Origin of the sequence: Photobacterium sp. (genome assembly GCF_033720175.1) — a bacterium.
Lineage (GTDB): Bacteria > Pseudomonadota > Gammaproteobacteria > Enterobacterales > Vibrionaceae > Photobacterium.
This window is the reverse complement of record NZ_JAWWDA010000012.1, coordinates 1-19,067: the sequence shown is the minus strand read 5'-3', so window position 1 is coordinate 19,067 and position 19,067 is coordinate 1. Positions and strand designations below refer to the sequence as shown.

Annotated in this window: 14 protein-coding genes and 1 tRNA gene; 9 read left to right on the top strand and 6 right to left on the bottom strand. The window is 46.7% G+C overall.

Annotation, left to right across the window (positions count from 1 at the left end; genetic code table 11):
• Positions 1–62: 62 nt before the first annotated feature.
• The 5 genes from R3289_RS13795 to pepA all read right to left on the bottom strand — a co-directional run bounded on the left by R3289_RS13795 (position 63) and on the right by pepA (position 6,638).
• Positions 63–968 (bottom strand): helix-turn-helix domain-containing GNAT family N-acetyltransferase, encoded by a 906-nt coding sequence (locus tag R3289_RS13795; protein ID WP_318926271.1) that lies wholly within the window; start codon positions 966–968, stop codon positions 63–65.
• A gap of 93 nt (positions 969–1,061) precedes the next feature.
• Positions 1,062–1,469: a DUF2061 domain-containing protein gene (locus R3289_RS13790; RefSeq protein WP_318926270.1), complete on the bottom strand. Its 408-nt coding sequence runs from the start codon at positions 1,467–1,469 to the stop codon at positions 1,062–1,064.
• Between the two features lie 235 nt (positions 1,470–1,704).
• The gene (locus R3289_RS13785; protein WP_318926269.1) at positions 1,705–4,566 is read right to left on the bottom strand and encodes a valine--tRNA ligase; all 2,862 of its coding nucleotides are present in this window, start codon (positions 4,564–4,566) and stop codon (positions 1,705–1,707) included.
• A gap of 28 nt (positions 4,567–4,594) precedes the next feature.
• On the bottom strand, positions 4,595–5,047 hold the full coding sequence (locus tag R3289_RS13780) for a DNA polymerase III subunit chi (protein WP_318926268.1): 453 nt from the start codon (positions 5,045–5,047) through the stop codon (positions 4,595–4,597).
• Positions 5,048–5,129: 82 nt separating this feature from the next.
• Positions 5,130–6,638 carry a leucyl aminopeptidase gene (pepA, locus tag R3289_RS13775; protein ID WP_318926267.1) on the bottom strand — a complete coding sequence of 503 codons (1,509 nt, stop codon included), beginning with the start codon at positions 6,636–6,638 and terminating at the stop codon, positions 5,130–5,132.
• A gap of 193 nt (positions 6,639–6,831) precedes the next feature.
• Between pepA and lptF the strand changes: the two genes are divergently transcribed.
• Positions 6,832–7,932 carry an LPS export ABC transporter permease LptF gene (gene lptF, locus R3289_RS13770; RefSeq protein WP_318926266.1) on the top strand — a complete coding sequence of 367 codons (1,101 nt, stop codon included), beginning with the start codon at positions 6,832–6,834 and terminating at the stop codon, positions 7,930–7,932.
• A complete protein-coding gene (lptG, locus tag R3289_RS13765; protein ID WP_318926265.1) occupies positions 7,932–9,002 on the top strand; it encodes an LPS export ABC transporter permease LptG in 1,071 nt (356 codons plus the stop codon). Before lptF ends, lptG begins: the two co-directional genes overlap by 1 nt.
• A gap of 60 nt (positions 9,003–9,062) precedes the next feature.
• On the opposite strand, the gene R3289_RS13760 is transcribed toward lptG, so the two are convergent.
• Entirely contained in the window at positions 9,063–9,554 is a 492-nt protein-coding gene (locus R3289_RS13760) for an RDD family protein (protein ID WP_318926264.1), read from the bottom strand.
• A gap of 578 nt (positions 9,555–10,132) precedes the next feature.
• Here R3289_RS13760 and R3289_RS13755 point away from each other — a divergent pair.
• From R3289_RS13755 to R3289_RS13725, 7 genes are all read left to right on the top strand, one after another.
• A complete protein-coding gene (locus R3289_RS13755; RefSeq protein WP_318926263.1) occupies positions 10,133–11,464 on the top strand; it encodes a PTS sugar transporter subunit IIC in 1,332 nt (443 codons plus the stop codon).
• Between the two features lie 197 nt (positions 11,465–11,661).
• Positions 11,662–12,975 carry a 6-phospho-beta-glucosidase gene (locus tag R3289_RS13750; RefSeq protein ID WP_318926262.1) on the top strand — a complete coding sequence of 438 codons (1,314 nt, stop codon included), beginning with the start codon at positions 11,662–11,664 and terminating at the stop codon, positions 12,973–12,975.
• 70 nt (positions 12,976–13,045) lie between these two features.
• Complete coding sequence (gene chbG / locus R3289_RS13745) at positions 13,046–13,786, top strand: chitin disaccharide deacetylase (RefSeq protein WP_318926377.1); 741 nt, start codon at positions 13,046–13,048, stop codon at positions 13,784–13,786.
• 181 nt (positions 13,787–13,967) lie between these two features.
• Positions 13,968–14,963: a LacI family DNA-binding transcriptional regulator gene (locus R3289_RS13740; protein WP_318926261.1), complete on the top strand. Its 996-nt coding sequence runs from the start codon at positions 13,968–13,970 to the stop codon at positions 14,961–14,963.
• Positions 14,964–15,158: 195 nt separating this feature from the next.
• Positions 15,159–15,243: transfer RNA gene (locus R3289_RS13735), tRNA-Leu, on the top strand.
• Positions 15,244–15,748: 505 nt separating this feature from the next.
• Entirely contained in the window at positions 15,749–16,882 is a 1,134-nt protein-coding gene (locus R3289_RS13730; RefSeq protein WP_318926260.1) for a Glu/Leu/Phe/Val dehydrogenase, read from the top strand.
• A gap of 30 nt (positions 16,883–16,912) precedes the next feature.
• Positions 16,913–18,619: an AMP-binding protein gene (locus R3289_RS13725; protein ID WP_318926259.1), complete on the top strand. Its 1,707-nt coding sequence runs from the start codon at positions 16,913–16,915 to the stop codon at positions 18,617–18,619.
• Positions 18,620–19,067 lie beyond the last annotated feature (448 nt).

The window sequence follows — 19,067 nt, the reverse complement described above, 5'->3', positions numbered from 1 at the left end:
CAGAACAAGCCCGCTAGATAGTAAGCGGGCTTATTCGGGCCTGTTAGACTCGGTGCTAACGGTTAAAAACTCTTTAGCATCCGGACTTCGCAGGCATCGTGGCCGGTATTGCCCATGGCGTGTGGAATGTGCACGAACCCCAAAGATTCGTATAACGCAATGGCTTCTATAAGGTTGGCCGTAGTTTCCAGGTAGCAGCCTTTATAACCTTGTAGTCTTGCAAATTTCAGCGCTTTAACGGCAAGGGCCCGTGCTAACCCTTTGCCGCGTAATTCGGTTAGGAAATACATTTTCTGTAGTTCACACAGATTATCTGAACCTGCCAAGGCACTTACACCGCCGCCTCCTAGAATACGGTTATCTTTTTCGATCACCCAATATTGGCTGTTCGCGGCTTTATAGACATCACTCATACTGTCTAATGTTGGATCTGCAACACCATAGCCTTCATCGGCAGTCAGCCCATATTCCGCTGACACACGCCGAACGACGGCAGCAACCGATGCATTATCAAGAGGCTGGAGAGGGCGGATCAGGTAATCGTACTGCTTCTCGACAGCCTGGATAGCTTTGGTATAGCGGGAAAGGCTTTTTTTAAGCTGCGCAATCTCATCGGTGTCCATCTGATCAAGGATGAACTGGACGTGATTGTTCAATTGTGTGTGTAGGGTACCGAGAGTCTGCTCGCCTGCTGCGGTGAGCCGGGACAATTGACTGCGTTTATCATCAGGGTTGGGGGTGGTGGTGACTAAGCCTAAGTTGAGCAGGACCGCTAAGGTACGGCTGGCATTTGATTTATCGACTTTTAATCTTTCAGCCATTTGATTCACAGTGCAGGGTGCTTGTTCTAACTCGATCAAGGTATGTGCCTGAACCGGAGTCAGCTTCCTGCTGCCACAATGGCTTTCGAATAAGCCAAGCTGACGCACGAGCTGGCGAGAGAGTTGACGTAGTTGCTGTGGTTGCATGGTGACTTCTTATTTGTTGTGGTGTGCAACTTAATTTAATTGCGATAAGCAACCATGTCAATCAATCTTTATCTTGGATCTGATACATTATTGCTAGTGATGACACTGCATCATGTCAAAAAAAGATCTATCAATCTGATGTTGCTGCTTTTTGTTCCAGGCCTTTTCGTGGAAGTAGTATGCTACCGTATTAATCGCAGGCTCGATCATTGCCATGACACTACCGATAAGAATGTCGCCAGTCAGTAGATACACCACACTGAATGCTACGCTGAAATGGACGGCTGCAAAGCTGATAGTTTTGCTAACAGGCGCGCTGTATTGCGACTGTTTTAATGATTTTGTCTGCCATGCTTTTTCATGGAAGTAGAAAGCGATGGTGTTAACCACAGGTTCAATCATAGCGATCAAACTACCGATAAGAATGTCGCCGGTTAGTAAGTAAGCAACCGTAAACGCAACGGAAAAGTGAATAGCAGCAAAACTGATTGTTTTTTTCATAATGTTTTCCTCTCTCTCAATAGCGTTATTATTGCGAATAATTATCACTAACAAAAGTCGGTTGTGATTATCGTTTTAATAGGTAAAAGCAATTGAAGTGGGGGGAGAAGAGGGATCTCGAAAAGATGAGTATGAAAAGGTCAGCTGGGTCGGATATTAAAAAGGGCTGACGATTTTTCGTCAGCCCTCCTGATGTTCTAGAAACTAGAAACTAGAAACTTGTTACTACTGGCATTTACAGCGCAGCGATAGTCGCTTTCTGCTCTTCCAGCTTAACCAGCGTTTCTTTGTAGCCGTCAAGCTTCTCGCGCTCTTTGGCAACAACGGCTTCTGGTGCTTTCGCAACAAAACCGGCATTACCTAGCTTGCCTTCGATACGCTTGATTTCGCCTTGGATCTTCGCCGATTCTTTATCTAGACGTGCTAGCTCTTCATCTTTGTCGATCAGACCCGCCATCGGGATCATCAGGGTAGATTTACCCACCAATGATGTTGCACAAGCAGGAGTCTCTTCGCCGTCGGCCAAGACTTTGATGCTGTCCAGTTTCGCCAGAGCAGCTAAGACAGTTTCATTTGCTGCAATGCGCGCGGCATCTTTCTCGTCAGCGACTTTCAGCATGACATCCAGACCTTTACTCGGCGCAATGTCGTACTCGGCGCGCAGATTTCGGATGCTGGTGATGAACGCTTTCACCCACTCAATATCAGCGACTACGTCAGCATCGAAGTTTTCTTCGTTAAACTGAGGCAGTGCCTGAGTCATGATGGTTTCACCCTCAACACCGTCGACCAGCGGCTTCACGCTCTGCCAGATAGATTCAGTGATGTATGGAAGCACCGGATGGGCAAGACGCAGAGTTTTCTCTAGCACTGTGATTAGGGTCCGGCGAGTCGCACGTTGCTGTGCTTCAGAGCCTTTCCAAAGAACCGGTTTAGTCAGCTCCAGGTACCAGTCACAGAATTGGTTCCAGATGAATTCGTACAGGGTATTCGCCGCCATATCTAAACGGTAGTTTTCGATATGGGTATTGAAGTCTTTTGCCGCTAATTCAAACTGAGACTCGATCCACTTGTCAGCCAGCGAGTACTCAAGCTCAGCACCCTCAGCCATACCGCAGTCTTGATCTTCGGTATTCATCAGTACATAACGGCTTGCGTTCCACAACTTGTTACAGAAGTTACGGTAACCTTCCAGACGCTTCATATCCCAGTTGATATCGCGACCGGTTGATGCCATTGCTGCCAGGGTGAAACGCAGTGCATCGGTGCCGTACGGTTCAATACCGTTTTCAAATGTCTTGCGGGTGTTCTTCTCGATCTTTGCGGCCAGTTTTGGCTGCATCATGTTGCCACAACGCTTTTCAACCAATTCTTCAAGGCCAATACCGTCGATCATATCGATCGGATCAAGTACGTTACCTTTAGACTTCGACATCTTATCGCCATTTTCATCGCGGATAAGGCCTGTCATATAAACGGTTTTGAACGGAACCTGTGGCTTGCCATCTTCATCTTTAATAAAGTGCATGGTCATCATGATCATGCGGGCAACCCAGAAGAAGATAATATCGAAACCTGAAACCAGTACATCTGAAGGGTGGAAGGTTTTCAGATCATCGGTATTTTCCGGCCAGCCTTGGGTGCCGAATGTCCACAGTGCAGAAGAGAACCAGGTATCGAGTACATCGTCGTCCTGGCGCAACACGACAACAGGTGCAAGGTTGTTGTTTGCACGTACTTCTTCTTCGGTACGGCCCACATAGACGTTGCCATCGTTGTCATACCAGGCCGGGATGCGGTGACCCCACCAAAGCTGACGTGAAATACACCAGTCTTGAACATCGCGCATCCAAGCAAAGTACATATTTTCGTATTGCTTCGGTACGAATTGGATATCGCCATTTTCAACCGCTTTTACCGCAGGCTCTGCCAGTGGTGCAGTACGTACGTACCATTGGTCAGTTAGCATTGGTTCAATGACCACGCCACCACGGTCACCGTAAGGGACGGTCAGGTCGTGATCTTTGACTTCTTCTAGCAGGCCGAGCTTATCAAATTCTGCCACGATCGCTTTACGTGCCGCAAAGCGTTCCATGCCATGGTATCTTTCTGGCAGCTCAGTGCTGTATACATCACTGACTTCACCGTTGGTGGTGAAAACTTCCGCGCTGTCGCGGATGTCAGCATTGAAAGTCAGGATGTTGATCATCGGCAGGCTATGACGTTTGCCAACCTCGTAATCGTTAAAGTCATGAGCAGGGGTGATCTTCACACAACCTGTGCCTTTTTCCATGTCGGCATGTTCGTCGCCCACGATAGGGATACGACGATCAACGATAGGAAGCAGGATTTCTTTACCGATCAGATCTTTGTAACGCGGATCTTCAGGGTTAACGGCCACACCGGTATCACCCAGCATGGTTTCCGGGCGCGTGGTGGCAACAACGATGTAATCTTTGCCGTCGGCAGTCTGTACGCCATCCGCCAGCGGGTAGCGGAAGTGCCACATGAAGCCTTTTTTATCTTTGTTTTCAACTTCCAGATCGGAGATCGCCGTGTGTAGCTTCGGATCCCAGTTAACCAGGCGCTTACCACGGTAGATAAGATCTTCTTCATACAGACGAACGAAGACTTCTTGGGTTGCGTTAGACAGGCCGTCATCCATTGTGAATCGTTCACGATCCCAGTCAACCGATGCACCCAGGCGGCGAAGCTGCTTGGTGATGGTGCCACCAGATTCAGCTTTCCACTCCCAGATCTTATCGATGAACGCATCACGGCCGTAGTCGTGCTTAGTCTTGCCTTCTTCGGCAGCAATCTTACGTTCCACAACCATCTGGGTTGCGATACCTGCGTGGTCAGTACCGACTTGCCATAGGGTGTTTTTGCCTTTCATACGCTCACAGCGGATCAGGGTATCCATAATGGTATCCTGGAACGCGTGGCCCATGTGCAAACTACCAGTGACGTTTGGCGGTGGGATCATAATGCTGTAAGCATCTTTAGATGTATCACCGTGAGGCTTGAAGTAACCAGCCTCTTCCCAGCGCTGATATAGCGCTTGTTCAATTGATTGTGGGTTGTATGTCTTTTCCATAGCGCTCTTAGAAGGATCGATGTGGGAATTAGGGCGTCTCAGGGGCAGCGGCGGTCTGCAATTGAATGCCAGCAAGGCGATATACCTTATAGCGTTCGCGAGCCAACTGCTTGAGCTTTTCATCGCAAGGGACGAAGTCTATCACTTGTGGGAAGGTTACGGCAAAATTTGGTGCATCTTGAGCCAAATTTATTAGCAAGCTACGGCGTCCGCTGTGACGTAAACCGGGCCAGCCAATTTCAACAGGCGAACCACCCCTTGGCCCTTCACCGATCAAATTGTGAGGGACGAAGTCATCAGGTTCCTGTTGCCATAAATACTCATCAAGCTGTTCTGCCTGTTTTTTACTTTCAGCGAGCAGATAAACTTTGTTGCCTTGCTGGTAACTCAATGCTGCCTGGTGACAAGCAAAATGAAGCTGGTAATTATTATCAGCTTCAAGGTGTTTGTCATCAATTATATAAAACGTAGCATGAGTCATGGTGTTTTATCTCAATAAAGAAAGGGGGGCCATTCGGCCCCGTTATACCCACTCAGATCATGATGCGAGTCGGTATTCTGTCTTATTCGACGTTTTCGAGGCCGGCACGATTTAACAGGAATTGGACCAGTAGTGGAACCGGGCGTCCTGTTGAACCTTTGGTTTTACCGCCAATCCACGCTGTACCTGCAATATCCAGGTGTGCCCAGTTATATTTCTTAGTGAAACGGGACAAGAAGCAGCCTGCAGTAATGGTACCGGCACCGGGGCTACCCAGGTTTGCCATGTCAGCAAATGGGCTTTCGAGTTGTTCTTGGTACTCGTCGGACATTGGCAGGCGCCATGCACGATCACCGGCTTGTTCCGACGCATTGATCAGCTCATGAGCCAACGGGTTGTGGTTACCTAGCAAGCCGCTGATGTGGTTACCCAGCGCCACAACGCAGGCTCCGGTCAGGGTCGCAACATCAATAACGCAATCTGGTTCAAAGCGCTCAACGTAAGTTAGCGCATCACACAGCACCAAACGACCTTCAGCATCGGTATTCAGTACTTCTACCGTTTTGCCCGACATCGTGGTGATAATGTCGCCCGGACGATATGCATTGCCGCCAGGCATGTTTTCACAGCCCGCCAGAATACCGACAACATTGATTGGCAGGTTCAGCTTCGCCAGTGACTTCATCGCGCCAAAGACTGATGCCGCACCGCACATGTCGTACTTCATTTCATCCATCTGAGCGGATGGTTTGATTGAAATACCACCTGAATCGAATGTCAGGCCTTTACCGACTAAGACAATCGGCTTGGCTGTTGAATCTGGGTTTCCGGTGTATTTTATGACGGACATCATGGCTTCGTTTTTCGAGCCCTGACCCACCGCCAGGTAGGATGTCATACCCAGCTCTTTCATTTCTTGCTCACCAATGATTTTGGTGGAGACAGTATCAAAATCATCGGCCAGACGGCGTGCTTGTGAAGCTAAGTAGGCCGGGTTGGCTACGTTAGGTGGCATATTACCCAAGTCTTTACTTGCTTTTACACCTGAAGCGACAGCTAAACCGTGCGAAATAGCCCGTTCGCCGAGAGACAGCTCGCGGCGAGTCGGCACATTAAAGACCAGTTTGCGCAGTGGACGGCGGGTTTCTGGTTTGTTGCTCTTAAATTGATTAAAGGTGTACAGGCTTTCTTTGGTTGTTTCTACTGCCTGGCGAACTTTCCAGTAAGTATCGCGACCTTTCACATGTAGTTCGGTCAGGAAGCATACCGCTTCCATTGAACCTGTTTCATTTAATGTACTGATGGTTTTCTTGATGATTTGCTTATATTGGCGTTCATCAAGTTCACGCTCTTTACCACACCCTACCAAGAGTACACGCTCAGATAATACGTTTGGTACATGGTGAAGCAGCAGCATCTGGCCCGGCTTACCTTCTAGGTCGCCGCGACGCAGTAATGAGCTGATATAACCATCACTGATTTTATCAAGTTGTTCCGCTATTGGAGAAAGGCGACGTGGTTCAAAGACGCCGACGACAATACAGGCACTTCGCTGTTTCTCGGGGCTGCCACTTTTTACACTGAACTCCATGCGTACTCCTACATCCTACTAAAGACAATTAATGCTAAATGTTAGATAATACCGCACTTACTTGCTGGACCGCTCTATCGGTATAAGATTAAGTGCAGGCTAACAATTAGCCGAAAGATTAAAAAATAACTGATTTACCGAAAAACTATAGTGATTCCAGTAAAAAAACAAGTTTTCTATGGGTATATAAAGCGTGATTATTGTTCGGTATTTGACACGTGAGACATTAAAAAGCCAATTTTCGGTTCTTTTTGTGCTTTTTCTTGTATTTATTAGTCAAAAATTTATTCGTATTCTGGCCTCTGCAACAGAGGGGTCAATTCCCGGTGATCTGATTTTGACATTGATGGGGCTGTATATGCCGTCAATGACATTGTTGATGCTGCCCCTCAGCCTATATATTGGCATTTTGCTGACTTTTGGCCGTTTGTATGGCGAAAGTGAAATTACCGTCATGAATGCAACGGGAATTGGCAATAAGTTTCTGATCCAGGCGGCGTTGTGGCTAGCGATGCTTACGGGCTCTGTGGCCGCTTTCAACTCCTTGTGGCTGGCTCCCTGGAGTGCCGAGCAGGAAACGCGGGTGATGGAGGCTGTGGAAGCGGACTCCGGCCTGGAGTTGTTAGTGAAAGGTCAGTTTCAGACCGCTCCTGACGGCAGGGGTGTCGTCTTTGTCAATGACATCACAGACAGTGGCTCTAAGTTGCATAAGGTCTTTGTGGCACAGCCGATTGCTCGCGACACATTACGTCCGAGTGTGATGGTGGCCGATCGTGGTTATGTCAGTGAGCTGAACGATGGTCGTCAGGTCCTGGATCTGAAAGAAGGCACCCGTTATGAAGGATTCCCGACCCGGCTTGATTATTCCATAACTGAATTTGACGAGTATCAAGCGCTGATCGGCCAGCGTGCTGTTCGCGCAAAAAATCGTGACTGGGATGCATTACCGACACTCGAACTCATCAAACATCCAGAGCTGGCGGCGAAAGCGGAGTTTCAATGGCGTGTCTCATTATTCTTGTGTATTCCTCTGCTGACCATGGTCGTTGTGCCGTTATCGGCCGTTAACCCGCGCCAGGGGCGGTTCGCTAAGCTGTTCCCTGCGATATTAATATACCTGGCATACTTTCTGGCTATTAGCGCTGCTAAATCTTCGGTCGAAGATGGCGGGTTGTCTTCATCTGTTGGTTTGTGGGCAATCAATGGCGTGATGTTATTAGTTGCGATTGCTTTAAATGCCTGGGATACCATGCCATTGAGGGTTCTGAGAGATAAACTACGGAGACGCGGTTAATGTTTAAGATTTTAGACTGGTACATTGGCCGAACGATTATTGCGACGACTGCCTTAACGTTATCTACGCTGGTGGGGCTGTCCGCCATCATCAAATATGTTGAGCAGCTTCGAAAAGTGGGTGATGGAACCTACGATTTATGGAAAGCGCTCGTGTATGTATTGCTGAGTGTGCCTCGTGACATCGAGATGTTTTTCCCGATGGCGGTATTGCTGGGAGCATTGATTGGCTTAGGCGCGCTGGCATCGAGCTCTGAGCTGGTCGTTATGCAGGCGGCAGGCTTCTCTAAACTTGATATCGGCTTGTCAGTACTGAAAACTGCAGTTCCTCTGATGCTTATCGTCATGGCGCTAGGTCAGTGGGGGGCGCCAGAAGCACAAAGATCAGCGCGCGAACTTCGTGCTTTGTGGACGTCTGGGGGGAATATGCTGTCAGTTCAGCGTGGGGTTTGGGCAAAAGATGATAACGACTTTATTTATATTGGCCGTGTCCATGAGAAGAATCATCTAGATGCCGTTAATATCTGGCAGTTTGATGAACAAGATCAGCTCAGCCAAATGGTGTTTTCACAGTCAGCCTCCTATGATAAGCAGCAAGGCTGGCAGCTTGCCGATGTGACGGTCACGGCTATTTCGGATGTTAAGCAGACCAACACCGAATATGACACCTTGGCCTGGAAAACTTCATTAACACCTGACAAGTTAGCCGTCGTCACGGTAAAACCTGAGGAGCTGTCACTTTCCGGCGTTTATGATTACGTGTCGTACCTGAAAGAGTCAAAGCAAGATGCCTCTCGTTATGAATTGGCATTCTGGCGCAAGATGCTGCAGCCGATCTCGATTGCGGTCATGATGCTGTTAGCTCTGTCATTTGTCTTCGGGCCGTTGCGTTCCGTGACAATGGGCGCACGCGTTCTGTCTGGGGTTATTTTTGGTTTTGCGTTCTATATTTCCAATGAAGTGTTTGGCCCGATGAGTCTGGTGTATCGATTACATCCTGTTATTGGCGCCTTGGGGCCAAGTATGGTCTTCCTGGTGATTACGTTTTATTTGCTGCGACGTAAGTTATAAAAAAGAAGAAGGAGCCAGATGGCTCCTTCTTCTTTTTATACCGGTTCCGCATTCTCGCGATTATTTAACGGTGGTGACAATCATTTCACTCTCGGCCATTAAGTCCTGGAATGATTGTTTTTGACTGTGAAAGGGAGCCAATAGATTACCTAACCCAAAGGCAGACGTGCCCATACGGATGAAGGCCTGAGTCACACGAATATTTGAGCCGTCTGCATTTTGGATGCGCAGCTTCCAGGCCCGCATGCCGAGTGTCTGCCCACCTTTACACCAGAAGTAAGCATAGAACCCAATCATGACGGCTGCGAGATAAGCGGGATAAATGATCCCGGCAACAGGGTGTTTACTCAGGTACGCGCTGACATCGTCGTAATCACCCAGATCGATAATACCGAAATGGAGTAAGGCCACCATAATGGCCATCGCAGCCCCACCAGCAAGCATAAGTACAGCGGCTACGACCAGAGAGTCGTAGACCCAAGCCCCCAGACGGCGAAATAGGCCCGGGTATTGTTTTGCCAGTTTAACGTCCTGTTGTTTTTTCTTGCTCATCTTTACACCAAGTAAGTTGCCAGCCCGATAAATGAAAGGTCTGTGGCGACCGTGTTTGTTCACCGATTTTTCTCGGTACCAGTGGGCAGTTTAACATTATTTTTTTAATGTGAGTATTTGGCTTGCTGCCGGCCGCCAAGAAGCCTGAAAACGTACATTGTTACCATGTCAATAATGTGCGTTATGACGTCAAGATGAAAACATTCAGGGAGGCTTTGTTGTTCTGCTCGCCTTATTAACGCAACTGTCAGTTTGGGTTTTTATATTCACAAAACCGTTAAAGTTAGCTGTGTTGTAGTGTTTGCTTATTAACTTGAGATCTTGTTCACGGTAAGCACAACCGGTTGCGCTTTTTTGATTTTTTGTTTTGTTACTATTTTAACGGCGTTATAAGCTGTGACTAAATAAACGATGATAGTGATAGTAAGTGTTGGGGTAATTACCGTTAATTATTTGATGTTGAGTTAATGGTTAATTAGCCAGTGTCTGTTTGGTTAATACTTTCGGTGAATAATATTGTTTATCTCTACATGATTTTGTGAATGTGATGTTTTATATTAAATAAAAGGATTCGTTCTATGAAGCTCTATGACACGATAATTAATATCGTTGAAAGGAATATTGCACCGCTCGCAGTAAAAGTTGGCAATCAGAAGCATGTTCGTGCAATGCGTGATGGTTTTATTATCGCGATGCCATTTATTATTGTTGGTAGTTTTGCCTTGGTGTTAGCTTTTCCACCATTTGCTGAAGATACAGAAAATGCCTTCGGTCGGGCTTGGCTTGATTTTGCGTCGGCTAACTTTGACAACATTATGATGCCCTTTCAAATGACGATGGGCTTAATGGCCATCTTTGTGTCACTGGGAATTGGATATAGCTTGGCGCGTGCTTATAAAATGGATGGAATTACCAGTGCCTCGCTATCGTTAATGTCTTTTTTAGTCGCATCGGCACCGGCAACAAATGATACGTTATCAATGGGGCACATGTCTGGCACCGGTATTTTTACTGCCGTTATCAGTGCATTCTTTTCTGTTGAGCTGATCCGTATTTTGAAAAAGTACAATATTACCATCAGGCTGCCTGAGCAAGTGCCTCCAGCTATTGCCCGTTCTTTTGAAATGCTCATTCCCGTGGTTGTGGTATTCCTGACCATTTTCCCCTTGAGTCTCTTTGTACAGGCTCAATACGATATGTTGATCCCAGACTTGGTGCTGGAGATGTTCAGGCCTTTGGTCAGCGCATCCAATACATTGCCAGCCATCATTGGTGCGTTGTTAGTGTGTCAACTGTTGTGGTTTGCCGGTATCCATGGCGCAGCCATCGTAGTTGGTCTGCTTTCACCTATTTTCTTAACTAATATCGGAGCAAATCAGGCCGCGTATTTAGCGGGTGAGCCTATCCCCAATGTCTTTACTCAGCCTTTCTGGGACTTCTATATCTTTATCGGTGGTTCGGGGGCAACGTTGGCGCTAGTGATCCTGATGATGTTCAGCCGTTCGATTCACCTGCGCAGTCTTGGCCGTATGAGTATTGTGCCCGGTTTCTTTCAGATCAATGAACCGGTCATTTTCGGTAGCCCACTCGTATTAAACCCGACCATGTTTATCCCGTTTGTTTTTGCACCTGTTTTAAATGCAGTTGTTGCTTATACCGCGGTACATACAGGATTAGTCGGTATGGGCGTCTCACAGACAGCCTGGACTGCACCAGCCCTTCTTGGTGCTTCTTGGGGATCAGGTTGGACGCTGTCTCCGGTCTTACTTGTTATCGGATTACTCGTGATGGATTTATTTATCTACCTGCCTTTCTTCAAAATGTTTGAGAAGCAGCTGTTAGAGGAAGAAGGTAAATCGGCGCGCAAAGAACAAGGATCTGAAGAGGCACCTGCCTCCGCAACAGCATAAAAATAATCAGCGGGTTATAGCGTTTTGCTATAACCCGGATTCAGCTTATTGAAGCTGAATAATGAAAAGGTAAGGTGCAGAAGACACCGGAAATGGCTTATACGCAAAAGCACTTGCTGACATCCACTGGTGTCTATGAGTTCGCAACAGAAATGATTGCTCTGCATTACAAAGGAAATCAGTAAAAGGATTGGATTATGACTAAATTACCATTAAAACTGGCCATTATCGGGGGAGGAAGTAGCTACACTCCCGAGCTGGTGGAAGGTGTATTGAAAAGACTGGACCGCTTGCCTGTAAAAGAGATCCATTTTGTTGATATCGAACCGGGCCAGAAAAAGCTGGATATTATCGAAGCGTTGGCACGGCGTATGGTTGAAAAGGTTGGCGCCGACATTACCATTAAGGCGTCGTTAGATCGTCGCGCAGCGATAAAAGATGCTGATTTTGTGATGACTCAGTTCCGTGTTGGCGGATTGCAGGCTCGTGCCAATGATGAGCGTATTCCACTCAAGTATGATGTGATAGGCCAAGAGACTACAGGCCCTGGCGGTTTTGCAAAAGCACTTCGTACGATCCCGGTGATCCTTGATATCTGTAAAGATATTGAAGAGCTTGCACCGAATGCTTGGCTGCTTAATTTTACCAATCCGGCCGGCCTGGTGACAGAGGCGGTACAGAAATACACCAAGGTTAAAGCCATTGGTCTGTGTAATGTGCCAGTTTCAATGAAGATGATGATTGCTGAGATGATGAATTGCTCACCGGATGATTTATCTTTGGAATGTGCAGGATTGAATCATTTGGTGTGGGCTCATCGAGTCTGGCTCGATGGCAAGGATATTACAGCGGAAGTGCTCGAAAAAGTGGGAGATGGGGCAAACTTCAGCATGAAAAATATCTTTGAAGAGCCGTGGGATCCTGCTTTCTTGAAAGCCTTAGGTGCAATTCCGTGCCCATATCATCGCTACTTTTATCAAACTGACGCCATGCTCGCAGAAGAAAAGGAAGCCTCACAAAGCGAAGGAACGCGAGCAGAACAGGTCATGGAAACGGAACGTGAGCTGTTTGATCTCTATCAGAATCCTAATCTTGACCGGAAGCCTGAGCAACTTGAGAAGCGCGGCGGTGCCTATTACTCGGATGCGTCACTCAACTTGGTTGATGCCATCTACAACAACCTTAATACGGTTAATGTGGTGAATGTGCGCAATAACGGCACCATTGCAAGTTTGCCTGACGATGTAGTGATTGAGTGTAGCGCTGTCATCGGTAGCTGGGGCGCACGGCCTTTAGCTGTCGGACACTTAAGTCCAGAGGTGAGTGGTTTGATTCACCAGGTCAAGGCATACGAACAGCTGACGGTTGAGGCTGCAGTGCATGGTGATTATGACAAAGGCTTAATGGCGTTGGCGAATAATCCTCTGGTGCCCGATATTAAACGAGCTAAAGCCATATTGGATGACATATTGCGAATCAACCGTGACTACTTGCCGCAGTTCAATGGATAAAAACTAATTTGAATTGAATTGGAAATACTGGACGGCAAGGAAGCCGCTTTTGATAGGTTTAGGTGATGCTATGCATGTGATTTTTAATGCGGATGATTTTGGTTTGACTCCGGGGGTTAATTTGGGGATCGTCGCTGCCAGTCAGTCAGGGGTGGTACGTTCAACCACTCTCATGGTCGGCATGGCGGCTGATAAACATGCCATAGATCTGGCCTCTTCTGCGACGTCACTGAAACTGGGTTTGCATTTGCGATTTACAGCAGGAGCACCGCTCACTGCTGCCCACTCTTTGACATGCGACAGTGGCCAATTTTTTGTTAGAGAAAATTTTTGGCAGAGGAAGGATTTTTCTGAACAGCAGATTGCTGATGAAGCCACCGCGCAAGTTGAGCATTTTCTTGCTTCAGGGCTAAGCTTAAGTCACATTGATAGTCATCACCATGCCCATACTCATCCTCAGATTTTACCTGTAATACAAGAGCTGGCTCATTTTTATAAAGTGCCATTAAGAGAATGCGGTGGATATGGTGCCACATCGAGTAATTGTCGATATATATTCAGTAATGAGTTTTATGGTGATGATATTAGTGTCAATAAACTCTTAGGGATTATAAAAAAGCATAAAAATCGCTGTGATGTATTAGAAGTCATGTGCCATCCTGCTTTCATTGATCAGCCTTTATTAGATGCGAGTACTTATAATGTAATACGAGCAAAAGAATTGGCTGTTTTAACGGATGAAAACTTGCAAGAAGCCTTAGGAAGACAAGGTGTTGAAGTTTGCGACTTCTCTATATTATCTAATACGTGACGGTGTTTAAAAAATCAAATATCACAAACGACATAATGCAACGGTGTTCTCTACGCGACCACTCACGATTGAGCGTCTTTCTGGCAAACCATGGTGTTGATTCAACATTACGCCGTCGAGGGCTGGCTAAGTAGCTGTTATAATCCTCTTAATTAATCATCATAAGTAAGACGCAAAGGTTATGGCAAGAATCAAAGACGTTGCTCTTTTAGCTGGCGTTAACCGTTCGACAGTATCAAGAATTATTAATGGTGAAGGTAAATTCAGAGCAGATACCAAAAGAAAAGTCGAACAAGCAATGGCTGAGCTTAATTACCGTCCCAGTGCTATAGCGCGTTCTCTCGCAACGGCTTCATCTAATATGATTGGTTTGTTGGTCACTAATTACACGGGTGGTTTTTTCGGTGAAATGATGGATCAAGTTCAGTCTGAACTTGATTTGCATAAGAAGTTTCTGATTACCGCACAGGGACGCCACAGTGCTGACGGTGAACGTGAAGCTATTTGCCGATTTCATGATCTTCGTTGTGATGGGTATGTGCTTAACAGTCGCTATCTTAGTGATGATGAATTGCGACAACTGGCTCTGGAACCGCCCCCTTTTGTTTTGTTAGATCGTTTTGTTGAAGGCTTGGAATCCCGATGTATTACGTTTGAACATACACTTGCCGGGCATATGGCCGTCAGTCATCTGATCAAATTAGGACATAGAAAAATTGGGTGTATATCGGGTCCACTCAGTCGTACCAATAGCAGACAGCGTTACCAAGGGTATATCAATGCACTGAAAGACGCAGATATGGCCATTGAACCGACCTTGAGTATTGAAGGTAACTATGGACGGGAAAGCGGCTACCTTGCGGCACAGAAACTTTATCAAGATCATCCGGATATGACGGCATTGTTTTCTTGTAATGAGGAGATGATAGGGGGGGCTTTACAGTTTTTCCATGAACATAATATCGAAGTACCAACGCAGATATCACTCATTAGCTTTGATAGTGTCGATCTTTGTGCAAGTTTTTATCCAACAGTATCAGCGGTGCACTTTCCCATCAGCGATATGGCTCGCGTCGCCGTTGAAGTGCTGAAAAACCAAATAAAACAAGAGAGCATTAGCGTTAATCGTCATTTTGAGCCAGAGTTGCGGATCCGCAAAGGCGAAAGAGTTATTTAGTCCGCGTACTGGTTTACTAGGACATTTGTTGCAGCGTTGACGTAAGGGTAACGACATACGGTGGCGACTTGAACGATGAAAACGGGATATGGGTGAGCGATAAGTTATCACCTTGATTGAAAATTCAGCGAGAGACGGTTTCGGTGAAAGAAATGCTTGCGCATCAATCTTGTATACGTATAATGAGCCGCATCTGCCCGAGTGGTGAAATTGGTATACACGACGGATTCAAAATCCGTTGCTTTCGAGCGTGACGGTTCAAGTCCGTCCTCGGGCACCAGATAAAATGATAAAGCCTCGACTATTTGTCGGGGCTTTGTTGTTTCTAGCATGATCAAAATCTTAGGTTCGCTTTTCTTCTTGTCATCAAACAGTGAAAAGCGAGTTTAGGCCCCCCCCCGTTATCATTTCCGAAAAGTTTGCCATGGTCCATCAAGTGCAGAATCTGTGCGCAGGGTAATCTGCCAAAAGCAGCAATAATAATGCATTTGGATTAGATAGGGGGCGGCGTATCAGTCATCAAAAAATTGGATCTTGATTTTACTATTACCTGTGTATTTTCGGCACGATTTTGTGGTGTTTGGTTGTTGATTATCACAAAGCTGAGGCTTTATCGTATTCGGGGCGATTAAGCGGGCTTTTGTTTTAGGGTGAGAGGCATGTTGAGGGCTTTGCTTGACTGATTTTTCACTTTAACACCATGGAGTGCCAGTTATTCTCGCCATTTTTGGCTAATAGTGACTATGGTTTATATACAACAAATAGTCATTGGCGGAAGAAATAATATGGACGAGATATTTCAATATTCCGATGAACTCGGACCATTTAAAATCATTCATTTGCATGAACCCTCAGTGAACTTAAAAGCGGTGCTGGTGGTAGATAATGTGGCGATGGGGCCGTCTATTGGTGGTATTCGTATGGCACCAGATGTCACAACGGAGGAGTGTGTCAGGCTTGCTCGGGCTATGACATTTAAAAATGCCGCTGCGGGACTGCCTCATGGCGGAGGGAAAGCGGTGATATGTGCCGATCCCAAAATGCCTAAGGCGGATAAGGAAAAGTTAATCCGTGCTTTTGCCCAGGGATTACGTAATGAGGAGACCTATATTTTCGCACCGGATATGGGAGTTGACGAAGAGTGCATGGCCTGGATTCGGGATGAAGTTGGCCGGGTGGTCGGGCTACCTCATGTATTCGGGGGGATCCCCCTCGACAAACTGGGGGCGACTGGCTGGGGATTAACTCAAGTTGTTGATGTTGTAGCGAAAGAGTGCGGCTTTAAGGTGAAGGGATCGCGATTTGTCGTGCAGGGTTTTGGCGCGGTGGGTAAGCATGTGAGTCGGTTCCTTGTTGATAAGGGGGCGTTGTTGGTGGGGGTGTCTGATTCCCGTGGCGCAATCTGTAATCAAAACGGCCTGGATGTAGAGCAACTGTTAACCCTGAAAACCGAAGGTAAATCTGTTACTGACTACAATGACGCGACCCAAATCACGGGGGAAGATCTGGTTGGTCTTGAATGTGATGTGTGGATCCCGGCTGCCAGGCCGGATGTGATCCATACAGGTAATGTTCACCATATGAACACCAAGGTCATGGTGCAGGGCGCCAATATTCCTTGTACGGCAGAAGCTGAAAAATATCTCCATCAGCATGGCGTGTTATGTATTCCTGATTTTATCGCCAATGCGGGCGGGGTGATCTGCGCAGCAATGGAATACCGTGGTGCAACTCAGGCGGCAGCTTTTCAAGCAATCGAAGAAAAAGTGCGTCGCAATACCGAGCAGGTGCTCAAGCGGGTCAATGAGCAATCGATGCTGCCTCGCGATGCTGCCATAGCCTTGGCCAAAAAACGGTTAGATAAAGCGATGTCTTACCGTCGCTATTCGCTGTTTTCGACGGCCCCTCATTTTCTTTGAACCTTCATATGCAGACATGAGGTAAACATTATGAAAATGGCGCCAAAAAGTTATTTTCATCGTGGTGGCACCCAATCGTTGCTCGGTAATACCATTCCTGAGCATTTTATCAATATCGTACAACAGTATCCTGAACGGGAAGCCGTCGTATCATTAGCCCAAAACCAGCGATTAACGTATAAAACATTATCCGCCGAGATCGATTTGCTGGCTAAAGGCCTGGTAGGTTGCGGTTTTCACAAAGGCGATCGGATTGGTGTCTGGTCTACTGATAATCTTGAGTGGTTACTGTTGCAAATGGCAACGGCCCGTCTCGGCATGGTCTTAGTCAACATCAATCCGGCTTATCGGAAAAAGGAATTGGCTTACGCGTTGCAATGCTCCGAAGTGCAGGGGGTGTTTGTGATCCCTACCTTTCGCGATAGTGACTACCTATCAATGTTACTGGAGCTTATTCCTGAGCTGAAAACACCATCGCCTCAGTTAAATTGCAAGGCATTTCCGCACCTGCGTGCGGTCATTGTTTTTGATCCCGATAACCCGCAACAGACTGTGCGTCCGGCAGCTGGGTTTAAAATCTGGCCGGAGGTTTTGGCTAGCGGTCGAATGACGTCGGATAATGACCTTGACAGCATTACTCAAAGTCTGGACCGTGATGATCCGATCAACATTCAATATACTTCAGGTACTACCGGCTTTCCGAAAGCTGTGATATTGAGTCATCACAACATTCTCAACAATGCGTATTTTTCCGCGAAAGCCATGCACTTTAGCGAACAGGACAAGTTATGTGTACCGGTGCCTTTTTATCATTGCTTCGGCATGGTTCTGGCAAATCTGTTATGTTTTTCGGTTGGAGCTTGCATTGTTATTCCCTCTGAGCACTTTGAGCCCACGGCGGTATTGCATGCTATTGATAGTGAGAAATGCACGGCGGTACATGGGGTGCCGACCATGTTTATTGCCGAATTAGAACACGCTGATTTTGACCGCTATGATATGAGTAGCTTGCGTACCGGGATCATGGCAGGGGCGCCTTGTCCGCCGCCTCTCATGGTACGGGTAATGGAAGATATGCATTGCCGTGAAATACTGATTGGTTATGGTGAAACCGAAGCATCGCCACTAACCCATTTAACCTCGCGTGATGACAGTCTTGAGCGACGGACAGAAACGGTCGGTAAAAACTTACCCCATCAGGAAGTGAAGGTAGTGAGTATTCAAAGCGGAGAAACCGTGCCGTTAGGTGAGATTGGTGAGATTTGTTTCCGCGGATATCACTTAATGCAAGGTTACTATGGCAATACGAAAGGTACTAAAGAAGCAATAGACGAGCATGGTTGGTTACATTCCGGCGATCTGGGAACAATGGATGATGAAGGTTATGTCAAAATTACCGGGCGAATAAAAGAGATGATTATTCGTGGCGGTGAAAATATCTACCCCAGAGAAATCGAAGAGTTTTTATTTTCTCACCCTAAGATCCAGCAGGTTGCGGTCTTTGGTATTCCGGATGAGTATTATGGTGAACAACTGGTGGCTTGGATCCAGTTGCATGCCGGTGAAACGGTTACTGAAGACGACATCCGAGAATATTGCCAAGGGCAAATAACGCACTTCAAGATCCCCAAGTACATTCGATTTGTTGATACGTTTCCGATGACCGTGACAGGTAAATTGCAAAAATTCCGAATGAAGGAGCTGGAATTGGCACAATTACACTCAGAGCAAGGTTGAGGTTGATTGAGTCATACATATTAATGATTTGGTCAATCGATAAAAACAGCCAGGGCGTATCTTTTATGAGCGCCTTTGATCAGGTTGATTGTTATTTGTTCGTACGGGCAGTTTATTTGAATTTTCTTCTAAATACCTATTGCCAATACGATCAATGTCTCTATAATGCCGCCTCACTGACACGGAGCACGGCGCTTAGCCAGCAACCTAGTCAGTATGTTCTTTAACAATTTGACCATGCAATCTGTGTGGGCACTCGTGAAAAGGTTAAGTCGAAAGATTTATCAATGAACTGAGTGACCGAACAGTATGATTCCTGCAGAGGAATGATATTGGCACAGGCAATTTATGCTTCAACTTCGGTTGAAACAAGAGAATCAGTAAAAATCCTTGAGCCGTATCGAAGGATACAACAAAACTGTGATGGAAGTGTTTGAGCGTGGCTCAG

Excerpts from the sequence above, each read along its gene's own strand:
- R3289_RS13795 (WP_318926271.1), bottom strand. The coding sequence starts at position 968 with ATGCAACCACAGCAACTACGTCAACTCTCTCGCCAGCTCGTGCGTCAG.
- R3289_RS13790 (WP_318926270.1), bottom strand. The coding sequence starts at position 1,469 with ATGAAAAAAACAATCAGTTTTGCTGCTATTCACTTTTCCGTTGCGTTT.
- R3289_RS13785 (WP_318926269.1), bottom strand. The coding sequence starts at position 4,566 with ATGGAAAAGACATACAACCCACAATCAATTGAACAAGCGCTATATCAG.
- R3289_RS13780 (WP_318926268.1), bottom strand. The coding sequence starts at position 5,047 with ATGACTCATGCTACGTTTTATATAATTGATGACAAACACCTTGAAGCT.
- pepA (WP_318926267.1), bottom strand. The coding sequence starts at position 6,638 with ATGGAGTTCAGTGTAAAAAGTGGCAGCCCCGAGAAACAGCGAAGTGCC.
- lptG (WP_318926265.1), top strand. The coding sequence starts at position 7,932 with ATGTTTAAGATTTTAGACTGGTACATTGGCCGAACGATTATTGCGACG.
- R3289_RS13760 (WP_318926264.1), bottom strand. The coding sequence starts at position 9,554 with ATGAGCAAGAAAAAACAACAGGACGTTAAACTGGCAAAACAATACCCG.
- R3289_RS13755 (WP_318926263.1), top strand. The coding sequence starts at position 10,133 with ATGAAGCTCTATGACACGATAATTAATATCGTTGAAAGGAATATTGCA.
- R3289_RS13750 (WP_318926262.1), top strand. The coding sequence starts at position 11,662 with ATGACTAAATTACCATTAAAACTGGCCATTATCGGGGGAGGAAGTAGC.
- chbG (WP_318926377.1), top strand. The coding sequence starts at position 13,046 with ATGCATGTGATTTTTAATGCGGATGATTTTGGTTTGACTCCGGGGGTT.
- R3289_RS13740 (WP_318926261.1), top strand. The coding sequence starts at position 13,968 with ATGGCAAGAATCAAAGACGTTGCTCTTTTAGCTGGCGTTAACCGTTCG.
- R3289_RS13730 (WP_318926260.1), top strand. The coding sequence starts at position 15,749 with ATGGACGAGATATTTCAATATTCCGATGAACTCGGACCATTTAAAATC.
- R3289_RS13725 (WP_318926259.1), top strand. The coding sequence starts at position 16,913 with ATGAAAATGGCGCCAAAAAGTTATTTTCATCGTGGTGGCACCCAATCG.